Source organism: Cohnella abietis (genome assembly GCF_004295585.1).
GTDB classification, from domain to species: domain Bacteria; phylum Bacillota; class Bacilli; order Paenibacillales; family Paenibacillaceae; genus Cohnella; species Cohnella abietis.
Genome location: NZ_AP019400.1, coordinates 1707765 through 1730217 on the forward strand (window position 1 = coordinate 1707765; position 22453 = coordinate 1730217).

Genomic DNA, 22453 nt, shown 5'->3' on the forward strand with positions numbered 1-22453 from the left:
ACAAAGAGGGCGAGCTAATCGCTCTCTTTGTTCCTTGCAACACCTGCCCACATGAGGAGGGAGCTTATGATACAAGCGTTTAGAAGATCACAGAACCGCTGGCTGCAGTTTTTTCCACTCTATCTCATGCTATTACCGGGAGCCCTCTACATTATTATCAACAACTATATTCCCATGGCGGGTATCATAGTTGCTTTTAAGAAGTTCAACTTTCGAGAAGGCATATGGGGTAGTCCATTCTCTGGGTTATCCAACTTTAAGTATCTATTTAACACGAATTCTGCTTGGACGATTACCCGCAATACAATCGGTTACAATGTGGTCTTTATCGTGCTTGGCACAATTATGGCTATCGCTGTGGCTATACTCCTGAACGAAATTCGTAAAGAGTGGTTTAAGAAAACCTACCAGACCCTTATTTTGCTACCCTTCCTCATCTCAATCGTGGTCGTTAGCTATCTGGTCTACGCATTTCTCAGCACAGAATCTGGATTTATTAACAACAGCATCTTAGAGCCGCTCGGCCTTGATCGGAAGTCCTGGTACTCCGACCCGACGTACTGGCCCATTATTCTGACTGTCGTCAATATCTGGAAATATTTTGGGTATAACTGCATTATATACTTCGCAACACTAGTAGGCTTCGATAGGTCGCATTATGAGGCTGCCGTAATCGATGGAGCTAATCGGTGGCAGCAAATTCGTTTTATTACGATTCCAAGCCTGACTCCTACTATTAGTATTCTTACGCTCATGGCAGTTGGTCGGATTTTCTACACAGATTTTGGTCTCTTCTATCAAGTACCAATGAATAGTGGCCCGCTTATGGATGTGACCAACACCATTGATACTTATGTGTATAGGGGCTTGATTGAGCTTAACAACATCGGTATGGCTGCTGCGGCGGGGCTCTATCAATCGTTAATGGGCTTTCTTCTGGTCGTAATAGTGAATGCAATTGTGAAAAAAGTTAGCGAAGATAGCGCGCTATATTAAGAAGGGGGGAGAGGCACAATGGTTGAATCCAACAAGTCCTTTCAGGTGGTAGCGCATACCATTATGGCGCTTCTTTCGTTGTTTTGTTTGCTTCCTTTCGTGTTGCTCATCGTGTCTTCTATTACGAATGAAGCGATGCTCATCCGCGATGGCTATTCCTTTTTCCCCAGGAGCATTGATTTTTCTGCCTACAAATATTTGTTGTTTGATTCGGGGAATGTACTCCGGGGATATGGGATTTCAATTTTGGTCGCTATTGTGGGAACCCTCGTAAGCCTTGTTCTTACGACACTGTTTGCTTACCCATTAGCACGTAAGAATTTGCCTGGCAAAGGACCAATTGCCTTTTTCTTGTTTTTTACTATGCTGTTTAACGGTGGGCTTGTACCTAGCTATATCATGTGGACGCAAACCTTCGGCATTAAGAATACGATTTGGGCACTTATCGTGCCTAATCTTCTGATGGCTGCATTCAATGTCATTCTCATGCGGACTTATTTTACAACGAATGTACCCGAGGCGGTAATTGAGGCTGCGAAGATTGATGGAGCGGGAGAATTCCGTACTCTGTTAAACGTTGTCCTGCCGATGTCTTTACCCGTCATCTCTACACTGGCATTGCTTGTCGGTCTTGGATACTGGAATGACTGGCTCAACGGCTTGTATTACATTAACAAAGACAATCTCTATAGCATTCAGGTGCTACTTAATAAAATGCTATTGGATACACAGTTTCTGAAAAGCACTGCAGCCGCGGGGATGAGCATAGACACAAGTAAGATCCCTTCGATCAGCATCCGTATGGCAGTGGCGGTTATGGGCACGCTGCCGATTATTATTGCTTATCCATTTTTCCAGCGCTTCTTTATTAAAGGTATTTCCATTGGTGCTGTTAAAGGGTAAGTGAATTGCAGTTATGTATATCCTCAGTGATAGAAAAGGAGATCGCTTATTATGTTTGAAAAGACGAAACGCGAGCTTGTCAAAGGATTTCTACGAGCAGATGGGAAGAAAGTCGTTAACGGAGCGGGCGAAGAGATTGTTCTTACCGGCTGGGGATTAGGTAATTGGCTGCTGAGTGAGGGGTATATGTGGCTGTCCTATACAGGCCGCTTTGATCGTCCTCGTCGGATGGAAGAGATCATTCGAGAGCTAGCTGGCAGTGAATACGCACAATCGTTCTGGACTCGCTTCCGCGAAAATTATGTGACTCGCGAAGATGTTAAACGTATGGCGGAGCTGGGCTACAACTCATTGCGCATCCCAATTGGCTGGAGAGTTCTAATGGAAGATGAGCCGGGCATTGCTTGGAAAGAGGAGGGCTTTGCCCTTATTGACCGGTGCTTGGACTGGTGCGAGGAGTTTGGTTTATACGCATTTCTAGACATACATGGGGCACCGGGTGGGCAGACGGGCTCCAACATAGACGATTCAGTTGATGATTTCCCACGTTTGTTTACTGATGAGGACAGCTGGAATAAATGTATTGAGTTATGGAAGGAAATCGCTCGTCGTTATCGTGATCGCTGGATTGTAGGCGGGTATGATTTGCTTAATGAACCTTTACGACCCGGCCTATGGGAAGACAAGCACCAATCCTATCTCGTACAGCGACTTGTCGCGTTCTATGAGGAAGTCATCCCTCAAATCCGTGCGATAGATCCTCACCATATGCTTAGTGTGGAGGGTCATCACTGGGCAACTGACATGTCGGTGTTCTATAAAAAATATGATGATAACATGGTCATCCACTTCCATCGTTATGCCTGTATGCCTAGCGTGGAGTCCCTTCGTGAATATTTGGAGGTGTCCGAGCGCTTAGACCAGCCGTTATGGCTAGGTGAAACGGGAGAGAGTATTCCCGAGTGGTATGCAGCATTATATCCACTAGCTGTCTCGCTGGACATTGGGTATAATCTATGGCCTTGGAAGAAGATGGAGTGCACCAATTCCCCGTATTCGATCAACAAGCCCGAAGGGTGGGATGAGTTCCTTGCTTACTCCCAAGGGGGACCGCGACCAGGATATGTACGGGTGCAGCAAATATTGGATCAGTTCCTAGAAAACATCAAGGTGGAAAATAGCGTGGCTCATCCGGTCGTAACCTATGCGACATTCCGTCAGCCGGGCTGCCGTGTGCGGGGTACGGATTTTGATGAGTTTCCAGGTAAGGGCATATCCTTCAGTGGTTTACGCCAGGAAGGTAATATCTATGCCTACCGCACACAAACGGGAATGCGCATAAACCCGATCTCCGATACGCCGGCCAAGAAAAAGTTTGTGTTCGACAGCGGTTGGGATTTACTCGCGTTGGAGCTGGAAGCGTGCGAGTTTGCTTCTTACACCTTCAGTGCCATCGTCGAGGGCTGTACTGTTGGGTTGGAACTCATATGTCGCGCGGATGCACAGATTTCTGTCCAGCAGGATGGGCGTGAGGTAATTGTGACAGACGTATCTGCCGGAGAAAATGTCTCCAAAGCCGTCATTGCAGCTCTTCAACCAGCAGATGAATCAGTGGTTAGAGTGAGCGTCCTGCGCGGCAGAATAGATCTGCATGCTGTTTGTCTTGACGTTTAACTTACAGCGTTTCTTATGTAGATATAGCGGTGCTGTCTCAAGGGTATTTCCTTCTGAGACAGCACCGTTTTTGTACGTCCAGTGTGGGGAGGGAATTTAGTCGGCGCCTCCGCCTAACTCTGCCCCAAACCGCTCCCAATGGTGATAATTAGTCGGCCCCTCCGCGCAACTCTGCTCCAAACCGTGCCCAGTGGCGGAAATTAGTCGGTGTCTCCCATTGTGGTTTTCGCCGAACCGAATTTTTGGGTCGCTTGCCCTGCGATGTGGCCAAACACATAAGCGAGAAACGAGTGATCTAAGTCGCGCCATTTGCGAGAGAGCTGCGCCGTACTAATGGAGGAGAGACCAACTGTCTTTTGAAGCTTCCTGTTTGTATTCAAAAGCAAGCTAAGACTGGCGTAAGATGGGGTTTGCATCAATTGGGCAAACACGAATAGTTGTAAGGCAACAAATGTATGAAACTTTTTGACGTAACGATCTAATCCGCGACTTTGAATGGAAGCCAATAAAAAATTGTGGTTTAACGGGGAAAGGTATTCCGTTATGACCGATTTTGTAGTATTCTTGTCCATGCGGAAGTTCCTTTAATTAGGATTTGGACAGGACACCCTCTCCCCTAATTATAGGAGCTTTTTTATTGTCTGATTAAATAAAATCATACAAATTTAGCACATTTTACTTCGTGGAAGTAACCTTGACAACCTGCTGAAAATTTAATGCAATGCTACTGGGTGTCTCCGCGTAACTCTGCTCCAAACCGCGCCCAGTGGCGGAAATTAGTCGGCGCCTCCGCGTAACTCGGCTCTAGACCGCGCGTACTGGTGAAAATTAGTCGGTGTCTCCGCGTAACTTAGCCCCAGACCGCACCCACTGGTGAGTATTAGTCGGTCCCTCCGCGTAACTCTGCTCCAAACCGCGCCCAGTGGCGGAAATTAGTCGGCGCCTCCGCGTAACTCTGCCCCAGACCTCGCGTACTGGTGAAAATTAGTCGGCACCTCCGCGCAACTCTGCTCCAAACCGTGCCCAGTGGCGGAAATTAGTCGGCGCCTCCGCGTAACTCTGCCCAGACCGCGCCCACTGGCGAAAATTAGTCGGCGCCTCCGCGTAACTCTGCCCAGACCGCGCCCACTGGCGAAAATTAGTCGGCGCCTCCGCGTAACTCTGCCCAGACCGCGCCCACTGGCGAAAATTAGTCGGCACCTCCGCATAACTCGGCCCCGTATCGCACCCACTGGTGAAAATTAGTCGGCACCTCCGCGTAATTCAGCCCCAGACCGCGTCCAATGGTGAAAATTAGTCGGCACCTTCGCGTAACTCAGCCCCAAACCGCGCCCACTGGTGAGTATTAGTCTGCCCCTCCGCGTAACTCGGCCCCGTATCGCACCCAATGGTGAAAATTAGTCGGCACCTCCGCGTAACTCTGCCCCAGACCGCGTCCACTAGCGCTAATTAGTCGGAGCTCCCGCACAACTCGCGGCTAGTTGTTTATCATTTTTTCGTATCGAGTGTGTAAATTTGTCCGATTAATAGTGACAGCGCCGCGCAAAACGTTGTAGCATAAAATGAACGAGTGCAATGGGGGGATAGAAGTTGAATCGATTACTGTCGCAATCTGTGAACTTCCAGACGTTAGCCCCTTATGTTCGATATATTCAGGAAATTTCTGACGACGATGATTACCGAGTTCCTCCCCGAGTTATATATGATCATGAAATTATCTATGTGCTGAAGGGTCAATGCGAGTATACGATTGAAGGACAGCCTTATCTGCTTCAAGCAGGGGACATCCATCTGATGCTTCCCCATGTCCGGCATTCCTGCCGAGTTCCTGCTCAACAAGTCTTTCACTATTTTGCGGTGCATTTCGACCCGATCTATATGGGAGAAGAACTGGACTTTTCCGCTGATGACGTCTATCTTCAGCATGATTATCAGCGATTGGATCGAATTCCGGATAGAGAGGACTTGTCAGAACGACCGAAAACCGAGTGGGGAGAAGTTAGCTTTCCTTATGTTATGAGTGCTAGGAATCCGAAGGCGTATGCCGCTTTATTTCGCAGAATGTTGAAAACGTTTGCTGATAAGCGTTACGGTTATCAGCTTGCTCTGCGTTCATGTCTCTTGGAAGTTCTATCGTTGATGGTAAGTGATCTTGCTATGGAAAAAGAGGAGGAAAGGGCAGCTCCAATACGATCAGAGATCGCTCAGGTTATTAATGAAATGGAGCTTCATTACTCTAAGCCGCTTCATCTCGAAGGGCTGGCAGAATTAGTTTTCTTGGCACCCAACTACTTGCGGAATTTATTCAAGCAAGAGACGGGACGCACTCCCGTTGAATATTTAACTCATATACGTTTAGGTAAGGCCAAGGAAATGCTGCTCACGGAGCCTTATACGATTGGTGAGATTGCGGAGAAAATCGGCTATCCGGATATTCATCATTTTAGCAAATTGTTCAAAAAATTCGAAGGCTTATCTCCCAAGCACTATAGGGAAACCTTGCAAAGATACTCCCCTAATTCCAAGTGAAATTGACAAATTAGGCAAGTATCTTCTTCATTATAGGTAAGTATCTTCTACATTAGATTCACGCATCTCTTTCATTAAATACAATATCTTCTTCATCAGGTACACATCTTTCTACATCTGCTACAAATACGCGTGACTCTTCCAACCGTATGATATCACTTAGATAGTGATCATCTAACTTAGAGGAGAAATGCACGAATGAATGATTCTATAAAGCGTCCTTATGAGATTGCCGTTTATTATTTTCCCAATTATCATGTAGATCCTCGTAACGAGAAGTGGCATGGAGCAGGCTGGACGGAGTGGGAGCTAGTGAAGCAAGCCCGTCCACGTTTTCCAGGACATCAGCAGCCCAAAGTACCTCTGTGGGGTTACCTGGATGAGTCCAAGCCCGAAACAGCGGAGAAACAAATTGCAACCGCAGCGGATCACGGGATAGATGCATTTATCTATGATTGGTACTGGTATGAAGATGGTGCTTATTTGAATGGCGCTTTGGATAAAGGTTACATGCATGCGGCTAACCGAGATAGATTAAAGTTCGCTTTGATGTGGGCTAATCATGACTGGCTTAATATTCACCCTTACAAAAGAAGCACAGACCCAACCGTTCTAGCACCGGGCACCGTTAATCATGATACCTTTGAAACGGCAACAGATCACATTATTTCTCATTATTTTAGCCAGTCCACTTATTGGCGGGTTGAAGGAGGGCTGTATTTCTCCGTATATGAGCTAATGAGGCTAGTAGAGGGATTGGGCGGTATCGAAAAGACGGCAGAAGCTCTACTTAGCTTTCGTGAGAAAACAAGAAAGGCCGGCTTAGGCGAGCTTCACTTGAATGCAGTTGTTTGGGGCATACAAATTCTACCTGGAGAGACAGCGGTCAGTAATCCCAATGAGATGCTAGAGAAGCTGGGATTTGATAGTGTTACTTCATATGTGTGGATACACAACATTCCATTCGAGCGTTTTCCGGAAGTTCCCTATTCAGAATTTGGCGATAAAGCCGTAAAGGATTGGTCGCGTCTGAAGGGTGAATATAAGCTTCCCTACTACCCGAATGTAACAATGGGCTGGGATTCAAGTCCACGTACTGTGCAAACTGACGTATACGATGAGGTGGGCTACCCCTTTATGAGTACTTTGTCAGAGAATACCCCAGAGCAGTTTGAGCGATATTTACTTGAAGCGAAGCAATTCCTTGATCATGAAACGAATAAATCGAGGATTCTAACGATCAATGCTTGGAATGAATGGACAGAAGGCAGCTATCTTGAGCCCGATACTGTTAATGGGATGGGATATTTGGAAGCGATACGAGCTGTTTTCGGAGTCTCTAGGAATAAATAACGACAAAATAAAACAACCAGTCCCTCGAAATATAGGGCTGGTTGTTTTTATAGGTTTGGGAGGAGCGCCTCAATGAGCATACAAGCATTTCGATATAGGGTACATGCCTTCTAGGATGGGCTCATAGCGGGGGAACAGCATTAGCACAATTTTTTAGCGGGTGCCTGCATGTGATAAATTCTCTTTAGGTTCTTGTCTTAACCGTACCTTGCTACCTAACAGTAATCTACTTAGCGTCATATTTCTTTTGATCACAAATTTAGATAGGAGAATGCTTAAGGCTAGTAAAATAATCGAAACTGCCGGCACGTATACAGCGTTAAAAAGGTAGCTGTTCGAAGCCAAAGTAGGAAAATCCCCTAAGTAGTGAGCCGCAATCAAATGAATGGCATAAATATCAAGTGAATACATACCGACATACGCCAGCCACTTATTTATGTTCCTTGCTTTAATGAAAGATATTAAAGTGAATGCCAAAGCGATTCCTGCAGCCGCTACAGTATAACGATAGGCATAATCCGCTATAGTAGAAGCAATGCCGCTTGAAAGAGTCATTTTAGAAACATAGATATAGTCCTTCTGCTCCCAAAATAACATCAAGACAGGAAAAACAATCAATGAAGCAATCTTAATGTAAGGAAGCGCTCGTTGCATGTTCGACTTGTATTTGGAAATGAGGTAGCCAGCAAGGAAAAAGGGCATTAGCCATTTGATCATATACAGGTCAAAATACTTATTCACAGGAATCAATAGAATGACACCATAAATGACTAAGTAACTTCCCACTCTTAATTTATGTTCAAATTTCCTGATAAGCAAAAGTAGTATATATAAGATAAGCAGCACCCATATAAACCATAATCCCCTGTCAGGAAAAATGATAAGAGCAACAATATATTTAGGAAGCTTTATTAAAGAATTGTCCATTAGGATAGCCCCTACCAAAAACTCTACCACTCCCCAGCATAGAAAAGGGATGAGAAGGGTGTTTATTCTACTTGTTACTATCGACTTATTTGATTTGTTTCCAATGCTGAAGTAGGCGACGTATCCACTGAGTAAAATGAAGAGGGGCATATGGAAGGAATATATGATTTGAAATAGAGGGTGACCAAAAAAATCGAAAACGTCATGAGATCCATATTGTATGGCATGTCCTATGACGACTAAGATGATCGCGAATCCCTTCAGGGCGTCGATAGTAATACTGCGCTCTTTCGGCTTTGAACCTTCTAGTCCCCTAGGTGGCAACTCTACATTGTTATTCAAATGTGCACCTCCGTCGAAATGTGTTTCGATTAGAACGAGTGGAATATAGCATAATGAATAGTTGTCTTTTGATTCCTATCGTATCATATTTACGAGTTTTATGATACATAATGTATCAATTACTTGCTGAGCCTATGAGAAAGTAGTTGCTGCGAGTTTGGTGATATCTATTTGTTTGAATCTAGCAAATTGGAAATTTTTGATTGTTGCAAGTAAGTAGAATTCGCGTTATGATATAAATCTTGCTTCGGAAATGAAGTAGGGCAAGCAACCGAGTCGGATGAGTTAATATCAACCGAATGAAAATAAGTGTTGCAATGTAATAGAGAGTATGATAAGATATAATTCTTGCGTCGGAAAAAGACGTAAACAAGAAATGACAAATTGTTCTTTGAAAACTGAACATTGAGCGTAAGAAAACGAAACAATCGTCGGAAGACAACTTCGGTTATCGGAAGACAAACCAGTTGTAAAGATTGAGCCTCAAAGGCTCTTTAATACGAAGCTTCGGCTTCACTATTATGGAGAGTTTGATCCTGGCTCAGGACGAACGCTGGCGGCGTGCCTAATACATGCAAGTCGAACGGATCTTGTTTAGAAGCTTGCTTCTAAACTTGGTTAGTGGCGGACGGGTGAGTAACACGTAGGCAACCTGCCCATAAGATCGGGATAACATTCGGAAACGAATGCTAAGACCGGATAAACAATTTGATCGCATGGTCGAATTGGGAAACGCGGAGCAATCTGCGGCTTGTGGATGGGCCTGCGGCGCATTAGCTAGTTGGTGGGGTAATGGCTCACCAAGGCGACGATGCGTAGCCGACCTGAGAGGGTGAACGGCCACACTGGGACTGAGACACGGCCCAGACTCCTACGGGAGGCAGCAGTAGGGAATCTTCCACAATGGGCGAAAGCCTGATGGAGCAACGCCGCGTGAGTGAGGAAGGCTTTCGGGTCGTAAAGCTCTGTTGCCAGGGAAGAATAAGGGTGAGAGTAACTGCTCATCCGATGACGGTACCTGAGAAGAAAGCCCGGCTAACTACGTGCCAGCAGCCGCGGTAATACGTAGGGGGCAAGCGTTGTCCGGATTTATTGGGCGTAAAGCGCGCGCAGGCGGTTCTTTAAGTCTGGTGTCTAAGTGCGGGGCTCAACCCCGTGATGCACTGGAAACTGGGGAACTTGAGTGCAGAAGAGGAGAGCGGAATTCCACGTGTAGCGGTGAAATGCGTAGAGATGTGGAGGAACACCAGTGGCGAAGGCGGCTCTCTGGACTGTAACTGACGCTGAGGCGCGAAAGCGTGGGGAGCAAACAGGATTAGATACCCTGGTAGTCCACGCTGTAAACGATGAGTGCTAGGTGTTGGGGGTATCATGCCTCGGTGCCGAAGTTAACACATTAAGCACTCCGCCTGGGGAGTACGGTCGCAAGACTGAAACTCAAAGGAATTGACGGGGACCCGCACAAGCAGTGGAGTATGTGGTTTAATTCGAAGCAACGCGAAGAACCTTACCAGGTCTTGACATCCCTCTGAATCCTCTAGAGATAGAGGCGGCCTTCGGGACAGAGGAGACAGGTGGTGCATGGTTGTCGTCAGCTCGTGTCGTGAGATGTTGGGTTAAGTCCGCAACGAGCGCACCTAAACTAGTTGCCAGCAGGTTAAGCTGGGCACTCTAGGTTGACTGCCGGTGACAAACCGGAGGAAGGCGGGGATGACGTCAAATCATCATGCCCCTTATGACCTGGGCTACACACGTACTACAATGGCCGGTACAACGGGCTGCGAAACCGCGAGGTGGAGCCAATCCCAACAAAGCCGGTCTCAGTTCGGATTGCAGGCTGCAACTCGCCTGCATGAAGTCGGAATTGCTAGTAATCGCGGATCAGCATGCCGCGGTGAATACGTTCCCGGGTCTTGTACACACCGCCCGTCACACCACGAGAGTTTACAACACCCGAAGTCGGTGGGGTAACCCGCAAGGGAGCCAGCCGCCGAAGGTGGGGTAGATGATTGGGGTGAAGTCGTAACAAGGTAGCCGTATCGGAAGGTGCGGCTGGATCACCTCCTTTCTAAGGAACCCTTCGGGGTTATAAAAGTCCATAGCTACTTCGGTAGGATGGCAATTCGTTTCTTACGCTCAAGTTCAGTTTTGAAAGAGCAATACGAAATCCCCAAAAAGTGAAGAAGAGCGTTGTAGCTTATTCCGAATACTTTATGGGGCCCCGTAGAACCTTTCAATAACATCTTGTACCTTGAAAACTGGATAGCGAAACAAAGCGCGAAAGAAGAGTAGTATCATCTATGCCTTACTAGTGTCTAATTATGTATGCGTAGGAATACCGTTTCGTACGACTTCTGTAGGCAGAGTGCTGTCGCCCATCTTTGATGGGAGCCTAGTCACTGCGAATACAGCATTAGGAAGAAACGGTATTCCGGAGCATTGGTTAAGCTAATAAGAGCGCACGGAGGATGCCTAGGCGCCAGGAGCCGAAGAAGGACGCGACGAACAGCGATATGCTTCGGGGAGCTGTAAGTGAGCTTTGATCCGGAGATTTCCGAATGGGGAAACCCAGCTACCGTAATGGGTAGTTACCCTCGACTGAATACATAGGTCGTTGGAGGCACACCAGGGGAACTGAAACATCTAAGTACCCTGAGGAAAGAAAAAAAGTGATTCCGTCAGTAGCGGCGAGCGAAAGCGGAGAAGCCCAAACCTAAGAGCTTGCTCTTAGGGGTTGTGGGACGTCTCACATGGAGTAAGAAAAGAGAGTATTAGGCGAAGAGGTCTGGAAAGGCCCGTCACAGAAGGTAAAAACCCTGTAGCCGAAAGTGCCCTCTCTCCGAGACGGATCCCGAGTACCGCGGGACACGAGAAACCCCGTGGGAATCCGGCAGGACCATCTGCCAAGGCTAAATACTTCCTGGCGACCGATAGTGAAGCAGTACCGTGAGGGAAAGGTGAAAAGCACCGCGGGAGCGGAGTGAAAAAGAACCTGAAACCGTGCGCTTACAAGAAGTCAGAGCCCGATCTAGGGGTGATGGCGTGCCTTTTGTAGAATGAACCGGCGAGTTACGTTCACGTGCAAGGTTAAGCTGATGAGGCGGAGCCGAAGGGAAACCGAGTCTGAATAGGGCGAATGAGTACGTGGTCGTAGACCCGAAACCGTGTGATCTACCCCTGTGCAGGGTGAAGGTGCGGTAACACGCACTGGAGGCCCGAACTCGTGAACGTTGAAAAGTTCTGGGATGACGTGGGGTAGGGAGAAATTCCAATCGAACTCGGAGATAGCTGGTTCTCCCGAAATAGCTTTAGGGCTAGCCTCGAGGTAAAGCATCGTGGAGGTAGAGCACTGATTGGGTGCGGGGCCCGCCAAGGGTTACCAAGTCCAGTCAAACTCCGAATGCCATGTATGTATACTCGGGAGTCAGACAGCGAGTGCTAAGATCCGTTGTCAAGAGGGAAAGAGCCCAGATCATCAGCTAAGGTCCCAAGTGTGTGTTAAGTGGGAAAGGATGTGGAGTTGCGAAGACAACCAGGATGTTGGCTTAGAAGCAGCCATTTAAAGAGTGCGTAATAGCTCACTGGTCGAGTGACTCTGCGCCGAAAATGTAACGGGGCTAAACACCACCGAAGCTATGGCATGACACTTAGGTGTCTTGGGTAGGGGAGCGTTGTATGCGGGTAGAAGTCAGACCGTAAGGACTGGTGGACTGCATAGAAGTGAGAATGCCGGTATGAGTAACGAAAAGACAGGTGAGAATCCTGTCCGCCGAAAGCCTAAGGGTTCCTGGGGTAGGTTCGTCCGCCCAGGGTAAGTCGGGACCTAACGCGAGGCCGAAAGGCGTAGTGGATGGACAACAGGTTGAAATTCCTGTACCACCGTAATCCGTTATGAGCAATGGGGGGACGCAGGAGGAGAACGACGCAGACTGATGGAATAGTCTGTCCAAGCAGTAAGAGGGAGTGTAGGTAAATCCGCACTCTGATACCTCAAGCTGTGATGGGGAGGGAAAATCACAGTACCGAAGGTCATGTACCACGCTGCCAAAGAAAAGCCTCTAGCCAGGAGAAGGTGCCCGTACCCGCAAACCGACACAGGTGGGCGAGATGAGAATTCTAAGGCGCGCGGAAGAACTCTCGTTAAGGAACTCGGCAAAATGACCCCGTAACTTCGGGAGAAGGGGTGCCCCGGTAGTGTGAATAGCACGAGGGGGCCGCAGTGAAGAGGCCCAAGCGACTGTTTAGCAAAACACAGGTCTGTGCGAAGCCGTAAGGCGAAGTATACGGGCTGACGCCTGCCCGGTGCTGGAAGGTTAAGAGGAGTGGTTAGGGGCAACCCGAAGCTATGAATTGAAGCCCCAGTAAACGGCGGCCGTAACTATAACGGTCCTAAGGTAGCGAAATTCCTTGTCAGGTAAATTCTGACCCGCACGAATGGCGTAACGACTTGGGCGCTGTCTCAACGAGAGATCCGGTGAAATTTTAGCACCTGTGAAGATGCAGGTTACCCGCGACGTGACGGAAAGACCCCATGGAGCTTTACTGTAGCTTGATATTGAACTTTGGTACGGTCTGTACAGGATAGGTGGGAGCCTTTGAAGGTGGAGCGCAAGCTTCACTGGAGGCGCCGTTGGGATACCACCCTGATCGTATCGGAGTTCTAACTCACTACCCTTATCGGGTAGGAGGACCGTGTCAGGCGGACAGTTTGACTGGGGCGGTCGCCTCCTAAAGAGTAACGGAGGCGCTCTAAGGTTCCCTCAGCGCGGTTGGAAATCGCGCGCAGAGTGCAAAGGCATAAGGGAGCTTGACTGCGAGACCTACAAGTCGAGCAGGGACGAAAGTCGGACTTAGTGATCCGGTGGTACCGAATGGAAGGGCCATCGCTCAACGGATAAAAGCTACCCTGGGGATAACAGGCTTATCTCCCCAAGAGTCCACATCGACGGGGAGGTTTGGCACCTCGATGTCGGCTCATCGCATCCTGGGGCTGAAGTAGGTCCCAAGGGTTGGGCTGTTCGCCCATTAAAGCGGTACGCGAGCTGGGTTCAGAACGTCGTGAGACAGTTCGGTCCCTATCTGTCGCGGGCGTAGGAAATTTGAGAGGGGCTGTCCTTAGTACGAGAGGACCGGGATGGACGCACCGCTGGTGTACCAGTTGTTCCGCCAGGAGCATCGCTGGGTAGCCAAGTGCGGAAGGGATAAGCGCTGAAAGCATCTAAGCGCGAAGCCTGCCTCAAGATGAGATTTCCCAATTCGTAAGACCCCTGGAAGAACACCAGGTTGATAGGCTCGGGGTGGAAGCGCGGTAACGTGTGTAGCTGACGAGTACTAATCGGTCGAGGGCTTATCCTAACGAATAGACACTATTACAAGCAAGATCACCACTCTTCTTCCTGCTTTGTTTCGCATCCAGTTTTCAAGGCGCAAGCTTTGTGAATGTATTTGTGACGACTGTGTCGACACAACTGGTCTGGTAATAATGGCGGAGGGGTTCCACGCGTTCCCATCTCGAACACGACCGTTAAGCCCTCCAGCGCCAATGGTACTTGGACCGCAGGGTCCTGGGAGAGTAGGACGTTGCCAGGCCAAATAGAAAGAAGCACTCAGCAATGGGTGCTTTTTTTGTGCTTTGAAACAAATAAGTTCCATGCTTTACACCTGTAACGTAACCTGCAGAAGCGATGAGAAACATCGCTAATCGGACCTCAAGCAGCCCGCCAAGCGAGAAGTAGAATGAAAAACATCATACTTACGCCTCCGCAGCAGTCTTTTGAGTAACATACCCCTCAGAAGCGATGTTTATCATCGCTAATCTATCTTCAAGTCCCTCGCCAAGCAGGAAGTAGAATGAAAAACATCGTACTTTCCTTGGCTCATTGTAGCGTTTTGCGACTTTGGCGGGGACTGCTCGGCTTTTCCTTAGCTCATTGTAGCGTTTTGTGACTTTGGCGGGGACTGCTCGGCTTTTCCCTGGCTCATTGTAGCGTTTTGCGACTTTGGTGGGGACTCCTCGGCATTTTCTTGGCTCATTGTAGCGTTTTGCGACTTTGGTGGGGACTTTGCGGATTTTCCTTGGCTCATAGTAGCGTTTTGCGACTTTGGCGGGGACTGCTCGGCTTTTCCCTGGCTCATTGTAGCGTTTTGCGACTTTGGTGGGGACTCCTCGGCATTTTCTTGGCTCATTGTAGCGTTTTGCGACTTTGTTGGGGACTTTGCGGATTTTACTTGGCTCATTGTAGCGTTTTGCGACTTTGGTGGGGACTCAGGGGATTTTTAGCTACCGCAGCAGTCCATTGAGTAACATACCCCGCAGAAGCGAAGTCTATCATCGCTATTCAGCCCCTAAGCCGCTCAGTGTCACCCCCCAACAGCCGCATTTAGCTCTGAGAATGAGTTAAAAGGTTCCTTCAACTAACCCTTCCACCAGCGCGCCATAGAGAAGAAGCAATGCCCCTTTTCCACCGAATGTTCCCCTCCGTCTCCCGCTTAGACTCTTAGCAATTTATACCCCTGCCAATCAAACTCATTTGCAAAGTATCAAATTTAGTTGGAAAAGCAACTTTTGCCGTTTTTCACAAACTAATAAAATTGAGATAGGAAGAAACGGCAGCAGGAGGGTGATTATGGCTCAGCTTTCTATCGAAGGGAATACGGTTAAGAAAAAGAACTCAAGCAGCCTATTCATCCGGTTTCTGAAGCAATGGGAAATTCAGCTCATGGTGCTTCCTGGGCTAATACTTATCTTTATATTTAGCTACATTCCGATGTATGGGGTACTTACGGGGTTTAAGGATTACAACATTATCAAAGGTTTTGTTGCTAGCCCGTGGGTTGGATTCAAGCATTTCGAGCTGTTCTTTAATAGTCCCGATTTTTCGAGAGTTATGCGTAATACAGTGCTGTTGAGTCTTCTAAAGTTTGTTATTGGTTTTCCTGCACCCATACTATTAGCGCTTATGTTAAATGAAGTTAAAAATATGTATTTCAAGAGAATTGTACAAACTGTCAGCTATCTTCCTTACTTTCTTTCTTGGGTTATTGTAGCAGGCTTTTTTACTTCAATGCTGGCCACTGACAACGGAAGTGTGAATATAGCGTTGGAGAAGGCCAATTTAATTGACCAGCCCATCAACTTTCTCTCGATTTCTAATTATTTCTGGACGATCCTGATCACGGCAAATGTCTGGAAGGACATTGGCTTCGCCTCAATCGTCTATCTGGCTGCTATCGCAGGAGTTGATCCCCACATGTATGAAGCGGCGGAAATGGATGGGGCGAGCAGGCTCAAGCAGATGTTTCTTATTACGCTACCCTCTATCATGCCAGTCGTTATTATTTTCATGATATTAGCCGTTGGAAATCTATTGAATGCAGGGTTCGAGGATATATTGCTTCTTGGTGTAAATCCTCTTCTCCGAGATGTGTCGGATGTCATAGATACATATGTGTACCGAGTCGGGATCCAGAATGGTAGGTATGCATACGCAACTGCAGTTGGCTTGTTTAAGGGAATCATCAGTGTTGGAATGCTAGTTATTGCTAACTACTTGGCTCGTAGATCTGGAAATAGCCTTTGGTAATATGCCAATCCAAATGAAGGGGAGGAAGCGTGGACATCCATGAAAAGACTTGGCTATGGTGATCGTACGATGGTAATTATCATTTATATTTTGCTGATGATGCTCGCCTTTACAACCTTTTACCCATTCTGGAATGCGTTTATTATATCGTTCAATGAAGGCAAAGATACCGCGTTAGGCGGGGTTACCTTCTGGCCAAGGCAGTGGACCTGGGAAAACTATGAGACCGTGTTTAAGGATAAACGTCTCATTGGTGCTTTCTCCATTACAGTTCTGCGGACGGTTGTCGGTACTATAACCTCAATATTCGCTACATCGATTTTCGCATATGGAATGACACATAAAGAGCTAATCGGCCGCAATTATTACATGGTTATATGCATTATTACCTTATATTTCGGTGGGGGGTTAATCCCAACCTACTTGCTGATTAGAGGACTCGGATTAGACAACTCCTTCTGGGTGTACATTATCCCTTCATTAATTAGCGTCTGGAACATGATTATATTTCGAACCTTTTTTAATAGCTTACCTGATGGATTACAGGAATCAGCGAAAATCGATGGTTGCGGAAGCTGGGGAACGTATTTCAGAATTGTGCTCCCGCTCTCTGGACCGGTTGTTGCAACCTTAGCTCTTTTTACAGCAGTGTATCACTGGAATGAGTGGTTCTTACCTAGTATCTACGTTACCAACGAGGATCTGATCCCCATTCAGACGCTTCTGAAGCAAGTATTGAACACCAATATTGTCACCGCCAACACATCGTCACTGGACACAGCCTCTCTAGCGATATTAGGGAAAATGCAGAGTATAACCAGCAAATCACTTTCAATGGCCATTATGATGGTAGCCACTCTTCCCATTGTATGTATCTATCCGTTCCTGCAAAAGTACTTCGTCAAGGGTGTGCTAGTCGGATCCTTGAAGGAATAAGAGGATTGTCTCCCGCGTTTAGAGCAATTTGCTTTAAACATAGATTATACTAAAAATGGAAGGGGAAGTAAGAAAATGAGAAGCACAAAAAAGGCTGTATTCGTTTCCCTCGCACTTCTGCTCATGTTAACGGTCGTACTATCGGCTTGCGCAGGTAAAAAAGAGAGTAAAGAAGGAAATAACCCGCCGTCCGAAAGCAGCAGTGAATCTACCTCAAGTGAGACTCCGGAATCAGGTTTGTATGAAGTCGGCAAAGAACCTCTAGAATTCAGCTTCTATGGTCATTATGATTGGTACTCGATGCCAAAATGGGGGGAGGATGTCGCCTCAAAGTGGATCAAGGAAAACAAGAAGGTTAACATTAAGGCGATTCAATCTGCGAATAATGCCAAACAGAAGCTGAATACGATGCTTGCCTCCAAGGATCTGCCAGACGTCATCTGGACAGACCGCCACTCCGCTGATATAAAGATGCTGCTCGATGCAGACATGCTCGTTCCATTCGATGATTACATTGATAAGTACCCAAACTTGAAGCAGTGGCTAAGTACAGAAGCAATTAATATGCTACGCAGTGATGATGGCAAGCTGTATCAGTTCCCAAATTGGTACACAAACCAACCGAACGGTAATGCTGGTTATATTGTGAACAAGAAGATTTACAAAGAGCTCGGTGAGCCTACGCTAGAAACGACAGAGGATTTGTACAGCTATCTGAAGGCAGTTAAAGATAAATATAAAAATGATATTGTTCCATTTGAGCCGGAGCTTGTCGTTGATGGTCAAGGGTTAGACGTTCTTTACTCCGCATTCGCGGAAAATGCATTAAATCGATGGGTCGGCAATCGTTCCGTACCTCAAGGAGACAGGTTGACTTCCATTTTTCTAGATCCAGCATTCCGGGAATCTATGCAGTATGCATCTAAGCTGTTCCGTGAGAAGCTGATGACACAGGATGCATTGACGCAGACAAGAGATCAAGTAAAAGAAAAGATATTGAACGGTAGAATTGCCGTATTCGCAAGCTCTAGTCCAACAGACTTTGCAGCAGAAGGCAATGGAATTCTATCTAAGAACGACCCAGATGCAGGATATTTTATGATTTGGCCAATTAGTAAGCCAGGATTAGATAAGAGCAAAATCTTCCCTGGTACTTATGCCAAATTAGGCTGGAACGTTAGCGTAATAACGAAAGCAGCGAAGAACCCAGAAGAAATCTTTGCTTTCCTTGACTGGTACACAGGACCTGAGGGTCAGCGTATTCTCATGTGGGGACCAGAAGGCGGGTATTGGGAGGGTTTAGAGGCTGATGGCATTACCCCTATATTTACGGATAAGTATACATCTGATCCCGAGGGACTTGCCAAGCTTCAAGCTGATTCTAACAATATCTTCTGGAATGGAAATACGGTTTTCCTAGATACGACCAAAGCGAAATACGAGGCTACATTACCAGTAGAGAAGCGGAATTGGACGACTCGTTGGCAGTATGAGATTACTTGGAAGACGCAAGCGGATGCAACAGAATACTCTGTAAACATGCAGCCGCCTAAGGACAGTGAGGCAGGCATTGCCTTCCAAGCCGTTGAAGATATTTTCGATGAGTATAGAGCGAAGGCTCTATATGCGAAGAATGATGACGAAGTCCTTAAAATTCTCGACACGGCAAATGAAAAAGCGATGAGTGTAGGCTACGAGAAATCGCTTGCTTGGCAAACAGACAGCTGGCAGGCAAATAAGAAAAAAATGAGTGGAAGCTAAGTCTCAATTGTGAAGGCAAGGAGGGTATACACAACTGTATACCCTCCTTGCCACTATTCATTTTCCAAGGAGTGAACACTATTGTATAAAGTGCTGCTTGCCGACGATGAAATATTGGATTTGGAAGGTATGCGAAAATTTATTCCTTGGAGAGAGCTGGGCTTAGAGGTTGTTGGGGCAGTTAATAATGGATTTGCTGCATGTGAGGTTATCGATAAACAGCAGATTGATATTCTGGTCACAGACATTAGAATGCCGAATATGTCAGGGCTTGAGCTTGCGAAAAAAGCGTTGGAGAAGCAAGAGAACCTTCGAATTATTTTTGTTAGTGGGCATCAGGATTTCAACTATGTTAAACAAGCCATCTCATTGAACGCGCATGGTTATGTACTGAAGCCGATGGATGATAGAGAGCTAATAGATTCTTTGAGTACACTTTGCCTGGAGCTGAATCGGAAGAAGAAGGATAGAGATACGGAAGAAGCGTTCAAGCAGATGGTCCCGATCGTTAAGAATGAATATTTAATGCAAATGCTCGATATTCCGACAGACGATATTTCCTCGGAAATTTTGGATAAGGAATATCAGTTGGATGGCATCATCTGGCCAGCTAGAGTAGCTATCGCAGAGATTGACGACTATTCATGGAAGCTAAATCCATACAAGATAGATGTAAGAAACAGTCTACTCAGTAGGTTCTATGGCGAGCTATCGACCTATTTTCAGCTGTATGGAATCGAGCATGTGTGCAAAATATCAAAACAGAGAACGGCTTTAATTTTCGACCAGAATGTTGGTCTTAATGTGACAGAAGAAATCGTAGCGCGAATCAAGGAAGCCTTCCCTTTTACGATTACAATTGGGCTAGGAGGCACAGTATCCAGCTTGCGCGAGTTATATATATCCTATGGGCAAGCCGTTGAAGCGATAGATTCTAAGATGTTCCGAGGCAAAGGAAAGCTAATTAATTACGATAAAGCTGGCAGCAGTGAGATTCAAGACATTAGAAAACTGGATGAGCATGCTGATGCCATGTTAGCTGGGATGTCACAATATGATTTGGTTAAAATTCATGATGAATTGCGTAATCTATTTCAAATCACATCGAGCATGGGATCTAAAATTACGATTCATAATTTTGTTATGTATTTAATTATGAAGCTGAATGAATATTTACGTGCCATGAAAGAAGATCTTTTTCAGCTTCTAGGAATGGAGCTTAAAAATCTCGATATTTTGCTACAGTTCGAAACAATAGATGATATACATAAATGGATGCGGAGCAGAGTATTTGAATTATCTGAAATGCTTTATACGAAGAAGCACAGCAAAAATGGCAAGCTCATCGACTCCATACTGGCAAGCATTGCTGAGCGACTGCAGGATAACATTACGCTGCGAGAGGTGGCGAACCAATTCTCATTTTCCCCCAATTATCTAGGACTATTATTCAAAGAAGAAACAGGTAAAAATTTCAGCGATTACATCATTTCTCTTAGGATGGAAAAGGCGCAGCAGCTACTGGTGAGCACTAAGCTTAAAATCTATGAAGTCTCGGGTCAGGTTGGCTATCGATACTTACCTTATTTCAGCAGGCAGTTCAGGGAGACGACGGGGATGACACCGCTAGAATACCGGAGAAAGCATTAAATCGTCATTAGCGGAAGGTGTGGATTGAAGGTGGAAGTGAAGACTGCCAGAAAATACATGCCATTCGGCTACAAGCTTATGCTTTCTTATTCAGCCTTTATTATTATACCGGTGCTTTTGGTTGGTTATATAGCAAATTCTATTTTTGTTGCTTCTTTCCGCGAACAAACTAGCAGCAATATTCAAGGTACGCTTCAGCAAATGAAGGACAACATTGTATATAAAATGGATAATATTAAACGAATATCCGACCTGCTGTACTTCGATGATACACTTGCTGGTCACCTTCATCATTACGAAATGGGTTGGGTTAATTATGAAGCCACTAAGAAGTATCTGCTACCCAAATTCCGGACAGCAATTGAGACAACGAGCAGTCGAGTATGGCTTTCCTTCTATTTTCACAATGAGTCTTTTAACGAAATTTATAATCTAAGTAATAATCTGGATCCTTTAATGATTAATACGCGCTTGTTGGATTGGTATTACATTAAACGAATTACTGAGAAAAGCTGGTATCGTCTATTCCCCGCAGAAAGCTATGGCGTTACGATGAAATGGCAAAGAATCGAAGATGATGAAAGCTACGGTCGCATTTCTTTGCTTAGAAGGCTAGTCGATATTACTCAAATCAATGTGAGCGAAATTGGATTTCTTAGGATAAGCGTCTATTTGTCTGATTTATTCGAGAGTGTGGATTTTCAGAAGATTGGAGACGGAACGACGATATTCGTGCTGGATGAAAGCCAGCGTATTGTAACATCTTCAGGTGTGTCAGATTTGCAGATAGGGGATATGTGGACGAAGGTCAATGCTAACAAGCATTTGGTTATTGAACAAAGCTTGCCCAACCTAAACTGGAAGCTTACAGCGCTAGTTCCTAATAAGCTAACCAATGGAGATACGGACAAGGTTCGCACACTGACACTACTGATCTGTTTGGCATGCTTTATTATCTTCTCAATTGCTGGATTTTTCATTTCACGATTTTTTTCCAAGAGGGTTTCAAAGATTGTGTCCGTATTAGACTCATTCCAGGAGGGTGAATTCCATAAACGAATTTTGTTCAAGGGAAATGACGAGTTTACGAGAATTTCATCTGCGCTGAACGAGATGGGACATAATATTGGAAGCTTGATTCGTGAGGTCTACATGACCAATTTGCAGAAAAAAGAGGCGGAGCTCGCGTCATTACAAGCTCAAATCAATCCGCATTTTTTATATAACACGCTTTCCTCGATTAGTCGATTGGCCAAATTCGGAGAAGTGGATAAGCTGCAGTGCATGGTGCTGGATTTGGCCAAGTTCTATCGATTATCGCTCAATAATGGAAAAAGCCACATCTCTATATACAATGAAATGGAACAGGTTAAAGCTTATATTGATATTCAAAAAACGAAATATGGAGAGAGAATGCAAATTCATTACGACATTAGCATGGACATCTTCTACTACGACACTATAAAGCTCATCCTACAGCCATTTGTCGAGAATATTCTAGAGCATGCTTGGTGCGGTGACAGCATTAATATTCGAATTACCGGTGTGCTTCAGAACGGACTAATTGTCATTCAGATAATTGATGATGGTGTTGGATTTCATGCGGACACGATTAAGCAAATTTTTGAAGCATCAGAGAGCTTGGCCCAAGTCGGCTATGGGATTCGAAACGTTGACCACCGCATTAAGCTGCATTATGGCAAAGAGTACGGGGTAATCATAGCAAGCAGGCCGGGAATTGGGTCAACGATTCGTATTGTCTTCCCTGCTAGGAGCAAACCGTTATAAATAAGGTGCAA

12 protein-coding genes and 3 rRNA genes are annotated in these 22453 nt (G+C 46.1%); 13 read left to right on the forward strand and 2 right to left on the reverse strand.

The window, feature by feature from the left end; genetic code table 11:
• Window positions 1-66: 66 nt before the first annotated feature.
• From KCTCHS21_RS06840 to KCTCHS21_RS06850, 3 genes are read left to right on the forward strand one after another with little or no spacing between them, the layout of a single operon-like run.
• On the forward strand, window positions 67-996 hold the full coding sequence (locus tag KCTCHS21_RS06840) for an ABC transporter permease (RefSeq protein ID WP_232058110.1): 930 nt from the start codon (window positions 67-69) through the stop codon (window positions 994-996).
• Between the two features lie 18 nt (window positions 997-1014).
• On the forward strand, window positions 1015-1899 hold the full coding sequence (locus tag KCTCHS21_RS06845; protein WP_130606184.1) for a carbohydrate ABC transporter permease: 885 nt from the start codon (window positions 1015-1017) through the stop codon (window positions 1897-1899).
• A 51-nt stretch (window positions 1900-1950) separates the two neighbouring features.
• On the forward strand, window positions 1951-3573 hold the full coding sequence (locus tag KCTCHS21_RS06850; RefSeq protein WP_130606186.1) for a glycoside hydrolase family 5 protein: 1623 nt from the start codon (window positions 1951-1953) through the stop codon (window positions 3571-3573).
• A gap of 200 nt (window positions 3574-3773) precedes the next feature.
• On the opposite strand, the gene KCTCHS21_RS06855 is transcribed toward KCTCHS21_RS06850, so the two are convergent.
• Complete coding sequence (locus tag KCTCHS21_RS06855) at window positions 3774-4145, reverse strand: hypothetical protein (RefSeq protein ID WP_130606188.1); 372 nt, start codon at window positions 4143-4145, stop codon at window positions 3774-3776.
• Between the two features lie 1018 nt (window positions 4146-5163).
• Here KCTCHS21_RS06855 and KCTCHS21_RS06860 point away from each other — a divergent pair.
• Window positions 5164-6102: an AraC family transcriptional regulator gene (locus KCTCHS21_RS06860; protein ID WP_130606190.1), complete on the forward strand. Its 939-nt coding sequence runs from the start codon at window positions 5164-5166 to the stop codon at window positions 6100-6102.
• Between the two features lie 198 nt (window positions 6103-6300).
• Complete coding sequence (locus KCTCHS21_RS06865) at window positions 6301-7455, forward strand: glycosyltransferase WbsX family protein (RefSeq protein ID WP_130606192.1); 1155 nt, start codon at window positions 6301-6303, stop codon at window positions 7453-7455.
• 153 nt (window positions 7456-7608) lie between these two features.
• On the opposite strand, the gene KCTCHS21_RS06870 is transcribed toward KCTCHS21_RS06865, so the two are convergent.
• On the reverse strand, window positions 7609-8724 hold the full coding sequence (locus KCTCHS21_RS06870; protein ID WP_157993972.1) for an acyltransferase family protein: 1116 nt from the start codon (window positions 8722-8724) through the stop codon (window positions 7609-7611).
• A 518-nt stretch (window positions 8725-9242) separates the two neighbouring features.
• On the opposite strand from KCTCHS21_RS06870, the gene KCTCHS21_RS06875 reads away from it, so the two are divergent.
• The 8 genes from KCTCHS21_RS06875 (at window position 9243) to KCTCHS21_RS06910 (ending at window position 22442) form a co-directional block, all read left to right on the forward strand.
• A 16S ribosomal RNA gene (locus tag KCTCHS21_RS06875) occupies window positions 9243-10792 on the forward strand.
• Window positions 10793-11165: 373 nt separating this feature from the next.
• Window positions 11166-14079: ribosomal RNA gene (locus tag KCTCHS21_RS06880) — 23S ribosomal RNA — on the forward strand.
• A gap of 117 nt (window positions 14080-14196) precedes the next feature.
• Window positions 14197-14313 (forward strand): 5S ribosomal RNA (gene rrf, locus KCTCHS21_RS06885).
• Together the 16S, 23S and 5S rRNA genes form the textbook arrangement of a ribosomal RNA operon.
• A 1037-nt stretch (window positions 14314-15350) precedes the next feature.
• The gene (locus KCTCHS21_RS06890; protein ID WP_130606196.1) at window positions 15351-16307 is read left to right on the forward strand and encodes an ABC transporter permease; all 957 of its coding nucleotides are present in this window, start codon (window positions 15351-15353) and stop codon (window positions 16305-16307) included.
• A gap of 39 nt (window positions 16308-16346) precedes the next feature.
• Window positions 16347-17243, forward strand: a complete 897-nt coding sequence (locus KCTCHS21_RS06895) for a carbohydrate ABC transporter permease (RefSeq protein WP_130606198.1) — start codon at window positions 16347-16349, stop codon at window positions 17241-17243.
• A 75-nt stretch (window positions 17244-17318) separates the two neighbouring features.
• Complete coding sequence (locus tag KCTCHS21_RS06900; protein WP_130606200.1) at window positions 17319-19004, forward strand: extracellular solute-binding protein; 1686 nt, start codon at window positions 17319-17321, stop codon at window positions 19002-19004.
• A 90-nt stretch (window positions 19005-19094) separates the two neighbouring features.
• Window positions 19095-20654, forward strand: coding sequence for a response regulator (locus KCTCHS21_RS06905; protein ID WP_331872309.1), 1560 nt, complete (start codon window positions 19095-19097; stop codon window positions 20652-20654).
• Window positions 20655-20732: 78 nt separating this feature from the next.
• A complete protein-coding gene (locus KCTCHS21_RS06910) occupies window positions 20733-22442 on the forward strand; it encodes a sensor histidine kinase (RefSeq protein ID WP_130616392.1) in 1710 nt (569 codons plus the stop codon).
• The last annotated feature ends 11 nt before the right edge of the window (window positions 22443-22453 follow it).

Bases quoted from the DNA above. Each gene is read 5' to 3' on its own strand.
- KCTCHS21_RS06840 (WP_232058110.1), top strand. From the start codon at position 67: ATGATACAAGCGTTTAGAAGATCACAGAACCGCTGGCTGCAGTTTTTT.
- KCTCHS21_RS06845 (WP_130606184.1), top strand. From the start codon at position 1,015: ATGGTTGAATCCAACAAGTCCTTTCAGGTGGTAGCGCATACCATTATG.
- KCTCHS21_RS06850 (WP_130606186.1), top strand. From the start codon at position 1,951: ATGTTTGAAAAGACGAAACGCGAGCTTGTCAAAGGATTTCTACGAGCA.
- KCTCHS21_RS06855 (WP_130606188.1), bottom strand. From the start codon at position 4,145: ATGGACAAGAATACTACAAAATCGGTCATAACGGAATACCTTTCCCCG.
- KCTCHS21_RS06865 (WP_130606192.1), top strand. From the start codon at position 6,301: ATGAATGATTCTATAAAGCGTCCTTATGAGATTGCCGTTTATTATTTT.
- KCTCHS21_RS06890 (WP_130606196.1), top strand. From the start codon at position 15,351: ATGGCTCAGCTTTCTATCGAAGGGAATACGGTTAAGAAAAAGAACTCA.
- KCTCHS21_RS06895 (WP_130606198.1), top strand. From the start codon at position 16,347: ATGAAAAGACTTGGCTATGGTGATCGTACGATGGTAATTATCATTTAT.
- KCTCHS21_RS06900 (WP_130606200.1), top strand. From the start codon at position 17,319: ATGAGAAGCACAAAAAAGGCTGTATTCGTTTCCCTCGCACTTCTGCTC.
- KCTCHS21_RS06910 (WP_130616392.1), top strand. From the start codon at position 20,733: ATGCTTTCTTATTCAGCCTTTATTATTATACCGGTGCTTTTGGTTGGT.